Origin of the sequence: Flavobacterium sp. (assembly GCF_036782315.1) — a bacterium.
Taxonomy (GTDB): domain Bacteria; phylum Bacteroidota; class Bacteroidia; order Flavobacteriales; family Flavobacteriaceae; genus Flavobacterium.
On sequence record NZ_DAIPZK010000009.1, the window covers coordinates 89,455 to 101,756 of the forward strand.

Sequence of the window (12,302 nt, forward strand, 5' to 3'; positions counted from 1 at the left end):
ATCTGTGTAATCAGTGGCTAAATAAATTAAAAAAATATGCTACAAAAATCAACTTTAGAATTTCTAACAAAACTTAAAGAAAACAATGACCGCGACTGGTTTGCGGCAAATAAAATAGCCTTTGAAACCGAACAAAAATTAGCCAAAACGTTTTTTACATCCGTAGGCGAGCAGTTGGGAAAAATAGACAGCATCGAACGCATACAAATTTTTAGAATTTATCGTGATGTGCGTTTTTCTAAGGATAAAGCGCCTTACAAAAATCATTTCAGCGTTGGGTTCACTCGAACAAAACCGATGCTTCGTGGTGGTTATTATTTACACATTGAACCAGGAGGAAGTTTTATAGGTGGTGGTTTTTGGGAACCTAATGCAGCTGATTTGCATCGCATTCGAAAAGAATTTGAAATGGATGATGAAGAAATCAGAAACATTATTGCTGATGAAACGTTCAAAAAATTCTTTGGTGAACTAAAAGGCGAAGAATTAAAAACGGCTCCAAAAGGTTTCGACAAAACCCATCCAGCCATTGATTTGATTCGTAAAAAACAATATTTAGTAACTCGAAGTTTTTCTGACAAAGAAGTTTTGGCTCCTAATTTTCAAGAAGAAGTTTTAGCAACATTTCAAGCGATGCGCCCTTTCTTCGATTATATGAGTGAAGTATTGAGTACCGATTTGAATGGAGAATCTTTGTATAATTAGCCAATTTTTCAATGTGCCGATGTGTCAATTATTTTTCTACCATTGGCACATTGACTAATTGTCTCATTGCCAAATTAAATAATCTGAATTTGGCTTTTCAAACGTTCAATTAATAAATTCATCATGCGCTTGTTTAAGTTAGATGAATTTTGAATATAATCTTTGTATTCAGTAACGGTAAACATTCCGATTACTATTCCTTTCAACGAATTTCGGAACTTGATATCGCGTTGAATAGCGTTCTCAATGTAACTTTCTTTTTTTTCTGGAGAAAGTGTGAAATAAACTCCTTTTTGTTTGACAGCGTAATTTCTAAAAACTTCAATAAATAATTCATTTTGGAATTTCAAAATAGGTCGTAAAGTCTGATTTTGAAACCTTTCTTCAGAACTTGATTGTTCTGTAATAACACCAATACTTGCACCTCTAATTTCTAAAAGCGATTCGTCTTTCGTTTTCATAGTCGTGTGAATTAGTTTGTATTAAATTTAAAAAAAATAACCTCCAATATTTTGAAGGTTACCTTAAGTTATTAAGAATCAGTTGTTAATTACTTTGCTTACTTGGTGTACTGATAGATTCGAAAATTTCCAAATCAAAATAAGGCATAGAAGCAATGATATGATCAAAAATATCGGCCATAATGTGTTCGTAATTCAACCATGTTTTATCTTTAGAAAAACAGTAGATTTCTAATGGAATTCCTTTTTCTGTGGGTTGTAAATGACGTACCATCAAATGCATATCTTTGTTAATTCCAGGATGCGATAAAATGTATTGATTAATGTACTTTCGAAACAAACCCAAATTGGTTAAATTTCTTCCGTTAACAATCACACTTTTATCAATTCCATTATTGGCATTATACTTATCAATATCAGCTTGACGATGTTCAATATAGGCTGTTAAATGTTGGATTTTTTTGAATTTTTCTAATTCTGCAGTTTGAATAAATCGCACCGAATTCGCTTTAATCAAAATATGTCGTTTAATACGTCTTCCATCCGAGTCTAACATACCGCGCCAGTTTTTAAAGCTATCCGATATTAAACTATAGGTTGGAATAGTAGTAGTTGTATTATCAAAATTTCGAACTTTTACCGTTGCCAAATTAATTTCGATTACATCACCATCTGCACCAAATTTCTCCATTGTAATCCAATCGCCAATGCGAACCATATCGTTCACAGAAACAGAAATACTGGCCACAAACCCTAAAATCGTATCTCTAAATATTAATATGATGATAGCTGAAATCGATCCAAATGTCGTTAACAAAGCTGTTTTGCTAACATCAAATAGTATCAATACAAAAGAGACAATTCCAAATAACCATAAAAACAACATGATTACTTGAATATAACTATCAATAGGTTTATCACTAAAACGTGGCTTTTGTTTTAAATAATCACGAAGCGAATTAAAAATACTTCGCGTAATCCAAAGTGATAAAATGATAATATAGATTTTAATTCCTTTTTCAAAAATATATTCCCAATAAGTAAATCCTTTTAAAATTACGGGAACTGTTTTATAAATGAAAAGTAACGGAACTAAATGAGCTAAATATTTGGCTGTTTTATTTGCCACTAAGAAATCATCAAATGACGATTTTGTTCGAGCAGCAACTATAGCCAAGAAAATAATGAAAAGTTTCTTAAAAAGATAATCTAAAACATAAGCTACAATAATAAGAACAACAATATTAATGGCTAAATTCAAATAAGAAGCTAGCGCATCGCTAAAGTCGAAACTTTTAAAAATATCGTATGCCCAATTAAATATTTTCATTATTAATTTTGAAGATATTTTTTTTCAATGTAAAAGGTTCCAAAAGGAACAATTGATGCTAAACAAACAATCGTGAAAGTTTTAAAATTCCATTGTTGTTCGTTTTTGATTAAAATAGCAAAAGCAATGTACAAAATAAAAAGGATTCCATGAGCCATTCCTATGTTTTTTACATAAATAGGATCGCCTGCAAAATACTTCATTGGCATTGCAAAAAACAATAACGCAAGCAAAGAAAGTCCTTCTAAAAGCGCTATTGAACGAAAAGATTTTATCATGATAAAGCAGAATAAATTAAAAATCCATAAATAATAAAGCGTCCAAAGCGAAGCAAACCAAACAAAAAGAAATGTTTTCTTGAATAGTTAATCATTCCAGCAGCCAAACAAGCAATCGCAAAAGGCAATGGTAATAATGCACCAACAGCAATTAAGAATCCGCCCCATTTTTGCATGTTGATAATATGTTTTGACATTTTACCATATAAATACTTATTGATAGATGGAATTGCTACAATTGCCATTCCCATAAAATAAGCAATAACTCCACCTAAATAGGATAAAAACGCTAAAATAGCCAAGTAGAGTAGTGGACTTTCGGTATTTTTTGTCCAAGCAATAAAAATATCAGGCGGAATTAATCCCAAAATACTTTCTGAGGCCAGAAATATTGAGAAAATAAAGAAATCACTGAAGTTTTGAGTTATGTAAAGTAATGCATCATTTAGATTGATTACTTTGTAATTCACATAAAAAAGTATAGCAACAATAATAGCTGTAGGCAAAATAGCGCCTTTAACACCTTGCCAAATAAAGGAATAAAATCCTGTATATTTATAGTATTGATGAAGTAGTTTAGCTCTAGATTTTTTTGGCTTTGACATTGTTAGTAAATTTTATACAAAATTAGAGAGTTTAGGGGTAATAAAGCGTTAAGAAAAAACAAAAAAATCGGTAATTGTTGGCTACCGATTTATATTATGTAAAATAGAAATTTAAATTAATACGATAAAAATGCTTTATTGTATTCTTTTAAATCTAATACATTATTCTTTTTATCTAAATCAGTAAATAATGAAATAAAGTAATTAAAACTCTCTACGTTATTCTCATCTGAAATATTAGCTTCAACGTGAACATCTTTGCTATCAACCGGTTCATCATCTGGTATACCTATGAAAAATCCATTATTATTTTCTAAATGTTCGTAAGCTAAACGTAAAGCTTTAGTAACAACAGGATTATTTAATTCTAAAGTAATTTCTCTAAGTTTTTTTAAATCGGCTACAATTTCTGAAACTTCAAAATTATCTTTAAATAATTCTTTCTGAATTTTCTCTATTAATTTAAGGGCTTGTTTGTTTTCCATGATTCTTGTAATAAGGATTGCAAACTTAAACTTTCTTGTAATTTTACACAAACGTTTTGAGCAGTATTTTAACCTATTTAAAAATGTTTTACATTTGAATTATAATATACATTATGTAAAATAGAATTTTTAAGCATTTGTTTTAATAACACATCAAAACTTCTTATCTTCGTTTATATAATTATATGTCATAATGAAAAACCCTATTGCCGAACGCATCACCGATTTTTTAAAGCATTATCCGCCTTTTTCTAGTTTAGAATATGCTAAACTTTTAGAAATATCAAAATCGTGTCAGGTTTTATATTTAGAAAAAAATCAAACATTATTTAAAATAAATGATCCAACGCATGCCTTTTTCTATGTGGTGGCTTCTGGAGCTATAGGTTTATCTGTAACTTCTGATACTGATGACGTTTTAATTGATAAATGTGATGAAGGCGATATTTTAGGATTACGTCCGTTCTTTGCAAAAAACAATTATTTAATGACAGCAAAAGCTCGTGAGGAAAGTATTGTTTATGCAATTCCTATTGAAACTTTTAAACCTTATGTGGCTGCAAACCCTGATGTGTTGAGTTTTCTTTTAGAAAGTTTTGCTTCAAACACACGAAATCCTTACGATAAATCTCACAAAGGAAAATTAGTTTCTGAAAATGTAATTTATAACGATCAGAATGCTGAAATTCAATATTATCAACCTATAAAATACACCGAAAATCCCATTACTGCTTCTCCCACAGATATTGTAAAATTTGTGGCACAAACTATGGCGAGTAGTAAAATTGGTAGCATGATAATTCACGAAAATCGTAAGCCTATCGGAATTGTAACGGATAAAGATTTGCGTTCTAAAATCGCAACCGGACTCTATTCTATTGATGTTACGATTGACAAAATAATGTCTTCCCCAGTAATTACAGTTGCTGACAATCTTTCTATTGCAGAAGCTCAAATTATGATGTTAAAACACAATGTATCCCATTTGTGTGTAACTAAAGACGGCACCAATGATTCTGAAATCACGGGTATTATTACTGAACATGACATTGTGGTTGCCCAAGCCAACAATCCAGGAGTACTTTTAAAACAATCAAAACGTGCTCAAAAATCTGCTGATTTAAAAGATGTTCGAGAAAAATTAACCGATTTAATTCAACATTCCTTAGATAAAAATGTTCCTATAAATCATATTACCTCAATTGTTGGGGAAATTAATTTAGCAATTACCAAACGTGCAATTGAATTAGCCATTGAAAAAATAGGAACTCCTCCTCCAGCCCAATTTGCTTGGATGAACATAGGAAGTCAAGGCAGAAAAGAACAACTTTTACTTACAGATCAAGACAATGCTATTGTTTTTGAAGATGTTCCAGAAGATAAACACGATGCTGTAAAAAAATATTTCTTAGAATTAGCGGAAAAAGTAACCAAAACATTAAATAAAGTAGGTTATGAATATTGCCCCGCTCAAATGATGGCAAGCAATCCGTTGTGGTGTAAATCGGTAACCGATTGGCAACAACAATTCAAAGGATGGATTAACGCTCCTGGCGAAAAAGGAATTTTAATGTGTACGATTTTCTTTGATTATGATTTTGTTTATGGAAATGAAGATTTAGTAGATATAATAAGCAATACAATTCATGAAGAAACCAAAGACAACCAATTGTTTTTAGCTTATTTAGGCGCTGATGCTTTGAAAAATCCTCCACCATTAGGCTTTTTCCGTCAGTTTTTAGTAGAAAGTGATGGCGAACACAAAGATACTTTCGATTTAAAAGGAAGAGCCTTGATGCCATTGATTGATGCCGCTCGAATTCTGTCATTAAGTAAAGGAATTAAAAATGTTGCTAATACGATTTCTAGGTTTTCAAAATTAGCCGAATTAGAACCTCAAAACGCACCCGTTTATGAAGCTTGTGCCGATGCTTTTGCTGAATTATTGAAGTTTAGAACTGAAGAAGGTTTGAAAAACGAAAATGATGGTAGATATTTGAATTTAAGTGAGTTATCGAAATTAGATAAAGTAAAACTTAAGAATGATTTTCAACCGATTAACGACATTCAAGAAGTGATTAAAAATCGTTTCCAATTAACTTATTTTACATAACATGAAGTTCAATTGGTTTAAAAAAATAGTGAAGGATTACCCTAAATTTTGGGAAACCTATTTGTCTTATTTTGATGAAAATCAGAGTAAAGACAAACGCTATGTGGTTTTTGATTGCGAGACAACTGGTTTAGATTACAAATCAGACAGAATTCTTTCTATTGGCGCCGTTGCTATTCAAAATAATAAAGTAATTGTTGGCGATTTTATGGAAGTCTTTCTTCAACAAGATATTTTTAAACCCGAATCTGTGCCTATTCACGGAATTTTAAGAGAGGGAAAAGAAGAAAAAATTGTTGAAGCGGAAGCTGTAATTCGTTTTTTAGATTTCATCAAAGATGCAACGCTTGTTGGTCATCACGTAGATTTTGACATTGAAATGATCAATCAAGCTTTAGACCGTTTGAATGTTGGTACACTGAAAAATCAGGCAATGGATACTGATGTTATGTATCAAAAATTGAAATATTTACCTTATGAACAACATACTTCATTAGATGAATTATGTGATATTTACAAAATAAAAAAATCAGACCGTCATACGGCCAGTGGTGATGCCTTTATTACGGCTTTACTATTTTTAAAATTAAAAAAGAAATTAGAAATTTAATGCTTTGAAAATAAATCAATTAATTAATTTAGGTTTGCTGCTAACTTTTCAATTTTGCTATTTGGAATGGCCAAATAACGCTTCATTTATATTCCAAGCAACGTATGAAATCTTCACTAAAACCGACCAATTAGCTCAAAATTTCACTCATCCAATTATTTTAGTAGGATTTATCTCTCAAATTTTAATTTTATTATCTGTTATTTTTAAAAAATTCAATCCAAAATGGAACTTAATTGGAGTAATTGCTATAACTCCAATTGTACTTTTATTTTTTATAGTTGGGATTTTAGGATTTAATCTTAAAATAATAATTTCAACAATTCCTTATTTAATTTTTTGCTTTTTATTTTTTAAATTCAGGAGAGTATAATTTTTACACTTTATCAAAAAGCTAATTTTTACTTGGAGGCGTTATCGTTTCATAAACAATTTCTTGTTTTACCCAACGCCTGTTTTTACTATCCCAAAGTGATTTATTATTCATATGTTCTTCTAAGGTTGACGGTGTTTTTTCATCAATCTTGTATCGTGGTTCATTTCTCTCATCGAAATGAATAACTGAACTATACATATACATACTTGCTCCTGGATTTAAATTAGAAATAACCTTTTCAACCGAACCATTTTTTCTAAAAACCAACTCATTATAACAAGAATAGCTTAAACGAATATTTTCTAATTCATAAATTACTTCACCATTGGGTAAATAAATCCATATTTTTTGTCGGTCTGCTCTTGGTGCTATTTTAACCGAAAGTCTTCCGTCGGAAAAATAATGGTATGTAGTATCATTACTTGGATTATTTAGCTTTGTTGGTTTCTCTTTTTTTGTAATTTGAAGCTTTTCCTTTGATTGAATAGGAATCTGTTTTTTCATTTCAATCGGTTTTTGAATTGTATCTTTTGAAATGGAATCTGTTTGGGTTTTTGATTCTTTTTTTAATTCTTCTAATTGAAATGAAATGCTATCTAATTTACTTTGTAAAATTTTCATATCAGAATCATCTTTTTTACATGAAAAAAGACTAGAAATAAAAACAATTAAAACTATAGTATATTTCATAAAAAGTAATTTAATTGATTACAATCAAAATACGTTCCAAAAAAAAACTGCTTCATTTTTGAAGCAGTTTCTTAACCAATAAAACTAAAAACTAGAGCTTGCCGTCTTTAATTTCGTCCACAATTTCTGGATTTAATAAAGTTGAGATATCTCCAAAGTTTGAAAAATCTCCTTCAGCAATCTTTCTTAATATTCTTCGCATGATTTTACCTGAACGAGTTTTTGGTAAACCACTTACAAATTGTATCTTATCTAATTTTGCAATCGGACCAATTTGATCTGAAATCAATTGATTAATCTCTTTTGCTAAGTTAGCTCTATCACGACCTTCACCTGTTTCTTTCAAAATAATAAAACCATATAATGCATTTCCTTTGATATCATGAGGGAAACCTACAATTGCACTTTCTGCAACAGCTGGATGCTCATTGATAGCATCTTCAATCGGTGCTGTTCCTAAATTATGACCCGAAACAATAATAACATCATCTACTCTACCGGTAATTCTGTAATACCCAACTTCATCGCGTAAAGCACCGTCACCAGTGAAATATTTACCTGGGAATGCAGTAAAATACGTTTCTTTATAACGTTGATGATCACCCCAAATCGTTCTTGCCATCGATGGCCATGGGAATTTAATACACAAACTTCCCGTTACTTGATTTCCTTCAATTTCATTACGTAATTCGTCCATTAAAACAGGTTGAATACCAGGTAATGGTAATGAGGCATAAGTAGGTTTTGTAGGAGTTACGAATGGAATCGGCGAAATCATAATTCCTCCCGTTTCGGTTTGCCACCATGTATCTACTAATGGACAACGCTTCCCTCCTACGTGGTCGTTATACCAATGCCAAGCTTCTTCGTTGATTGGTTCACCAACAGAACCTATTACTTTCAATGAATCCAGTTGAAATCTTTGCACATAATCGATACTTTCTTTTGCTAAAGCACGAATAGCTGTAGGTGCTGTATAAAACTGATTAACTTTATGTTTTTCAATCACTTCCCAAAAACGACTAAAATCAGGATAAGATGGAACGCCTTCGAAAATAACCGTAGTAGCTCCGTTTAAAAGCGGACCGTACAAAATATAAGAGTGACCTGTAATCCATCCGATATCAGCAGTACACCAATACACATCATTTTCTTCATAATTGAAAACATTTTTGAAGGTATAAGCAGTATAAACCATATAACCTGCTGTCGAATGCACCATTCCTTTAGGTTTTCCAGTTGAACCAGAAGTATATAGAATAAATAATGGATCTTCAGCATCCATAATTTCAGCTACATTGTTTCCAATAGCAGCATCCATTAAAGGTTGCAACCATAAATCTCTGCCTTCTTTCATGTTGACATCAGTATTAGTTCTCTTAACCACTAATACCTTTTCAACTGATGGGCATTTCTCTAAAGCTTCATCCACAATTCCTTTTAAATCGATAGCTTTATTTCCGCGGTAACTACCGTCAGAAGTAATAACCATTTTACATTCGCTATCATTAATACGAGCAGCAACAGCAGAAGAAGAAAATCCGGCAAAAACCACCGAATGAATAGCTCCAATACGAGCACAAGCTAAAACAGCTACAGCTAATTCAGGAATCATGGGTAAATAAATACAAACTCTATCGCCTTTTTTGATACCTTGTTCACGTAAAACATTAGCTAATTTTGAAACTCTAACATACAATTCGTTATACGTAATATGTTGTGCTGCTTCACTTGGATCATTTGGTTCAAAAATAATGGCAGTTTTATCTCCACGTTTTGCTAAATGTCTGTCGATACAGTTTTTAGTGATGTTTACTTTTGCATTCAAAAACCATTTAAACTGCGCTTCTTGCATATCAAATTCGAAAACTTTGTCCCATTTTTGATACCAAGTAAAATTTTCATCGGCTATACGATCCCAAAATTTTCTTGGTTCGCGCACCGATTTTTTATACATTTTAAAGTAATTCTCTAAATCTTTAATTTTATAATAACTCATTTTTTAGCTTTATTTTTAATTGATAATGTAAAGATAACCAATCTGTTCTAAGAATTTTATAATTTCTTGCTAAATAGATATAGTTAAGTAATTAGTAAAAAGTGATAAGTGATTAGCAGTAAATCTATTTAAAACAACCAATTTTAGCATGTTCTAAAACTTCTCTAATTTCATCGATAATTGCTTCATCATCAATAGTTGATGGGATTTGAAATTGTTCTCCATCAGCTATGCTTCGCATCATTTTTCTGAGAATTTTTCCTGAACGTGTTTTGGGTAAACGTTGCACAATAACTACATCACGCAATGAAGCAACTGCACCTATTTGCTCACGAACTAAATGCACTACCTCATGTTGTAATTGGAAATGCTCAATTTCTTCACCTGATTTTGCGACAACTAATGCTAATGGAATTTGACCTTTTAACTCATCATTAATACCAATAACAGCACATTCAGCAACAGAATGATGAGACGCTACAATTTCTTCCATTTCAGCAGTTGAAAGTCGGTGACCCGCTACATTGATGACATCATCTACTCTACCCGTGATGTAAATGTAATCGTCAGTATCTTTAAATCCGCCATCACCAGAGAAATAATATCCTGGGAATTTATTTAAATATCCTGCTTTAAAACGTTCGTTATCTTTCCATAAATCCAATAATGTTCCAGGAGGTAATGGCAATTTGATTACTACATAACCTTCTTCATTTGGTCCTAATTCTTGTCCGTTTTCACCAAAAATTCGTATATCGTAACCCGTAACAGCTTTTCCTGCTGACCCAGGTTTTATAGGTAAATACTCCACTCCCATCATATTGGCAATCATAGGCCAACCTGATTCTGTTTGCCACCAATGGTCGATAGCAGGAATTGGTATATGTTCACGATACCATTCTAATGTCGCAACATCACAACGTTCACCTGCTAAGAATTGAATTCTCAAGCTACTTAAATCGTATTGTTTGATGAAGTCGCCATTAGGATCTTCTTTTTTAATAGCACGAATGGCTGTTGGAGCCGTAAACATTATATTTACTTTATGTTCGGCAATTACTCTCCAAAAAGTACTCGCATCAGGAGTTCGAATCGGTTTTCCTTCAAAAAGAACTGTTGTGTTTCTGTTGATTAAAGGACCATAAACGATATAACTATGACCTACAACCCACCCCACATCGGAAGCAGCCCAAAAAACATCACCTTCTTTTGCATCGTAAATATGTTGCATTGAAAATTTAAGTGCCGTAGCATAACCTCCTGTATCTCTGACAATTCCTTTTGGTTTTCCTGTTGTGCCTGAAGTGTATAAAATATATAAAGGATGCGTTGAATTTACAGGAACACATGGCGTTTCTTCTGACCCGTAAACTAGAGCATCATAATCAACATCGTATTTTTTAAATGGAACTCTAGCGCCTAATTTTCTATTGAAAACGACTACTTTTTCAGGTTTGTGATTCGCTAATTCGATAGCTTCATCTACTAAAGGTTTGTAGGCGATTAATCTATCAATTTCAATGCCTGATGATGCTGTAATAATAGCTTTTGGTTCGCAATCGTCAATTCGAATGGCTAGTTCATGCGGTGCGAAACCTCCAAAAACTACCGAATGCGTTACTCCTATTCTAGCGCAAGCTAACATAGCAAATGCAGCTTGAGGGATCATAGGCATGTAAATGACAGCTGTGTCGCCTTTTTCTAAACCAAGTGATAATAAACCGCCAGCTAATTTGGCAACTTCGGTTTTAACTTCGTTAAATGTATACTTTTTTACAGTTTGTGTAACAGGTGAATCGTAGATGATAGCGACTTGTTCGCCATAGCCATCTTGAATGTGTTTATCAACTGCAAGGTAGCAAGCGTTTAAATTTCCATCAGCAAACCATAATGGATAACCATTTTTATCAGTTGATAAAATGTTGGAAGGTTGATTATACCATTCTAATTGATTAGCTTGTTCTGTCCAGAATTCTTCAGAAGAAGTTATACTTTTATTGTAAATATCGCAATAATTCATTTGTATTAATCCATTTATGTTATTTATTTTCTTTAGTAAATGTAGAAAATAAAATCATGCTAAATGAATTAATCTTGCTAAATAGGTATAGATGAAAGAGGATAGAAATTAGAAGTTAGAAATGAGACGAAACAGAATTTCTAATTGAATTCAGGTTTGCGTTAGGGATTGAAGCAATTGTTTGAGCTCTTAATTAAAATACCTAAGGATTTTAATTAAAGCGAGTGCGGAAAGCCCGACCCTTGTGGTAACGCCCAAATTTTATGATAACAACTCCTCAACTTTTTCCACCACTTTCTTAATCGAAAAAGGCTTTGTCAAATAAGCATCAGCACCAAGTGCTAATCCTTTTTCAATATCACTTTCTTTGTTTTTTGCGGATAAGAACATGACTTTAGTGTGTTGTAAATTAGCGTCTTTTCTGATTTGTTCTAAAGTAGCAAAACCATCAACCATAGGCATCATAATATCCAAAATGATAACATCTGGAAAATTGGTTTTTAAAATATCTAAAGCTTCTTGTCCGTCGCGTGCTATAAAAACTTCGTAATTACTTTTCTTGAAAGTATATTCAAGTGTCATTACGATGTTAGGTTCGTCGTCTACTATTAAAATCTTTTTCATGGCCTT

Annotated in this window: 13 protein-coding genes; 4 read left to right on the plus strand and 9 right to left on the minus strand. The window is 32.0% G+C overall.

Annotated features, from left to right (window positions below; all coding sequences use genetic code 11):
* The first annotated feature begins 36 nt into the window (after window positions 1-36).
* Window positions 37-705: a DUF2461 domain-containing protein gene (locus V7P59_RS09110; protein ID WP_333809854.1), complete on the plus strand. Its 669-nt coding sequence runs from the start codon at window positions 37-39 to the stop codon at window positions 703-705.
* A gap of 74 nt (window positions 706-779) precedes the next feature.
* Here the strand turns inward: V7P59_RS09110 and V7P59_RS09115 are convergent, their stop codons facing one another.
* The 5 genes from V7P59_RS09115 to V7P59_RS09135 all read right to left on the minus strand — a co-directional run bounded on the left by V7P59_RS09115 (window position 780) and on the right by V7P59_RS09135 (window position 3,864).
* Window positions 780-1,166 (minus strand): glyoxalase, encoded by a 387-nt coding sequence (locus V7P59_RS09115; protein WP_333809855.1) that lies wholly within the window; start codon window positions 1,164-1,166, stop codon window positions 780-782.
* An 85-nt stretch (window positions 1,167-1,251) separates the two neighbouring features.
* On the minus strand, window positions 1,252-2,496 hold the full coding sequence (locus V7P59_RS09120; RefSeq protein ID WP_333809856.1) for a mechanosensitive ion channel family protein: 1,245 nt from the start codon (window positions 2,494-2,496) through the stop codon (window positions 1,252-1,254).
* Window positions 2,497-2,498: 2 nt separating this feature from the next.
* Window positions 2,499-2,774: a DUF3817 domain-containing protein gene (locus V7P59_RS09125; RefSeq protein WP_333809857.1), complete on the minus strand. Its 276-nt coding sequence runs from the start codon at window positions 2,772-2,774 to the stop codon at window positions 2,499-2,501.
* Window positions 2,771-3,379 (minus strand): YqaA family protein, encoded by a 609-nt coding sequence (locus V7P59_RS09130; RefSeq protein WP_333809858.1) that lies wholly within the window; start codon window positions 3,377-3,379, stop codon window positions 2,771-2,773. Before V7P59_RS09130 ends, V7P59_RS09125 begins: the two co-directional genes overlap by 4 nt.
* 116 nt (window positions 3,380-3,495) lie before the next feature.
* Window positions 3,496-3,864, minus strand: a complete 369-nt coding sequence (locus tag V7P59_RS09135; RefSeq protein ID WP_333809859.1) for a hypothetical protein — start codon at window positions 3,862-3,864, stop codon at window positions 3,496-3,498.
* A 193-nt stretch (window positions 3,865-4,057) separates the two neighbouring features.
* Here V7P59_RS09135 and V7P59_RS09140 point away from each other — a divergent pair, with 193 nt between their 5' ends.
* From V7P59_RS09140 to V7P59_RS09150, 3 genes are read left to right on the plus strand one after another with little or no spacing between them, the layout of a single operon-like run.
* On the plus strand, window positions 4,058-5,977 hold the full coding sequence (locus V7P59_RS09140) for a DUF294 nucleotidyltransferase-like domain-containing protein (RefSeq protein WP_333809860.1): 1,920 nt from the start codon (window positions 4,058-4,060) through the stop codon (window positions 5,975-5,977).
* Window position 5,978: 1 nt separating this feature from the next.
* Window positions 5,979-6,587 (plus strand): 3'-5' exonuclease, encoded by a 609-nt coding sequence (locus V7P59_RS09145; protein ID WP_333809861.1) that lies wholly within the window; start codon window positions 5,979-5,981, stop codon window positions 6,585-6,587.
* Window positions 6,588-6,591: 4 nt separating this feature from the next.
* Window positions 6,592-6,960: a hypothetical protein gene (locus V7P59_RS09150; RefSeq protein ID WP_333809862.1), complete on the plus strand. Its 369-nt coding sequence runs from the start codon at window positions 6,592-6,594 to the stop codon at window positions 6,958-6,960.
* Window positions 6,961-6,981: 21 nt separating this feature from the next.
* On the opposite strand, the gene V7P59_RS09155 is transcribed toward V7P59_RS09150, so the two are convergent.
* The 4 genes from V7P59_RS09155 to V7P59_RS09170 form a co-directional block, all read right to left on the minus strand.
* Window positions 6,982-7,653, minus strand: a complete 672-nt coding sequence (locus V7P59_RS09155) for a hypothetical protein (protein WP_333809863.1) — start codon at window positions 7,651-7,653, stop codon at window positions 6,982-6,984.
* A gap of 91 nt (window positions 7,654-7,744) precedes the next feature.
* Window positions 7,745-9,652 carry an acetate--CoA ligase gene (acs, locus tag V7P59_RS09160; protein WP_333809864.1) on the minus strand — a complete coding sequence of 636 codons (1,908 nt, stop codon included), beginning with the start codon at window positions 9,650-9,652 and terminating at the stop codon, window positions 7,745-7,747.
* Window positions 9,653-9,776: 124 nt separating this feature from the next.
* Window positions 9,777-11,672 carry an acetate--CoA ligase gene (locus V7P59_RS09165; protein ID WP_333809865.1) on the minus strand — a complete coding sequence of 632 codons (1,896 nt, stop codon included), beginning with the start codon at window positions 11,670-11,672 and terminating at the stop codon, window positions 9,777-9,779.
* Between the two features lie 261 nt (window positions 11,673-11,933).
* A complete protein-coding gene (locus V7P59_RS09170; protein WP_333809866.1) occupies window positions 11,934-12,296 on the minus strand; it encodes a response regulator transcription factor in 363 nt (120 codons plus the stop codon).
* Window positions 12,297-12,302 lie beyond the last annotated feature (6 nt).

Excerpts from the sequence above, each read along its gene's own strand:
- V7P59_RS09110 (WP_333809854.1), top strand. The coding sequence starts at position 37 with ATGCTACAAAAATCAACTTTAGAATTTCTAACAAAACTTAAAGAAAAC.
- V7P59_RS09115 (WP_333809855.1), bottom strand. The coding sequence starts at position 1,166 with ATGAAAACGAAAGACGAATCGCTTTTAGAAATTAGAGGTGCAAGTATT.
- V7P59_RS09120 (WP_333809856.1), bottom strand. The coding sequence starts at position 2,496 with ATGAAAATATTTAATTGGGCATACGATATTTTTAAAAGTTTCGACTTT.
- V7P59_RS09125 (WP_333809857.1), bottom strand. The coding sequence starts at position 2,774 with ATGATAAAATCTTTTCGTTCAATAGCGCTTTTAGAAGGACTTTCTTTG.
- V7P59_RS09130 (WP_333809858.1), bottom strand. The coding sequence starts at position 3,379 with ATGTCAAAGCCAAAAAAATCTAGAGCTAAACTACTTCATCAATACTAT.
- V7P59_RS09135 (WP_333809859.1), bottom strand. The coding sequence starts at position 3,864 with ATGGAAAACAAACAAGCCCTTAAATTAATAGAGAAAATTCAGAAAGAA.
- V7P59_RS09140 (WP_333809860.1), top strand. The coding sequence starts at position 4,058 with ATGAAAAACCCTATTGCCGAACGCATCACCGATTTTTTAAAGCATTAT.
- V7P59_RS09145 (WP_333809861.1), top strand. The coding sequence starts at position 5,979 with ATGAAGTTCAATTGGTTTAAAAAAATAGTGAAGGATTACCCTAAATTT.
- V7P59_RS09155 (WP_333809863.1), bottom strand. The coding sequence starts at position 7,653 with ATGAAATATACTATAGTTTTAATTGTTTTTATTTCTAGTCTTTTTTCA.
- acs (WP_333809864.1), bottom strand. The coding sequence starts at position 9,652 with ATGAGTTATTATAAAATTAAAGATTTAGAGAATTACTTTAAAATGTAT.
- V7P59_RS09165 (WP_333809865.1), bottom strand. The coding sequence starts at position 11,672 with ATGAATTATTGCGATATTTACAATAAAAGTATAACTTCTTCTGAAGAA.
- V7P59_RS09170 (WP_333809866.1), bottom strand. The coding sequence starts at position 12,296 with ATGAAAAAGATTTTAATAGTAGACGACGAACCTAACATCGTAATGACA.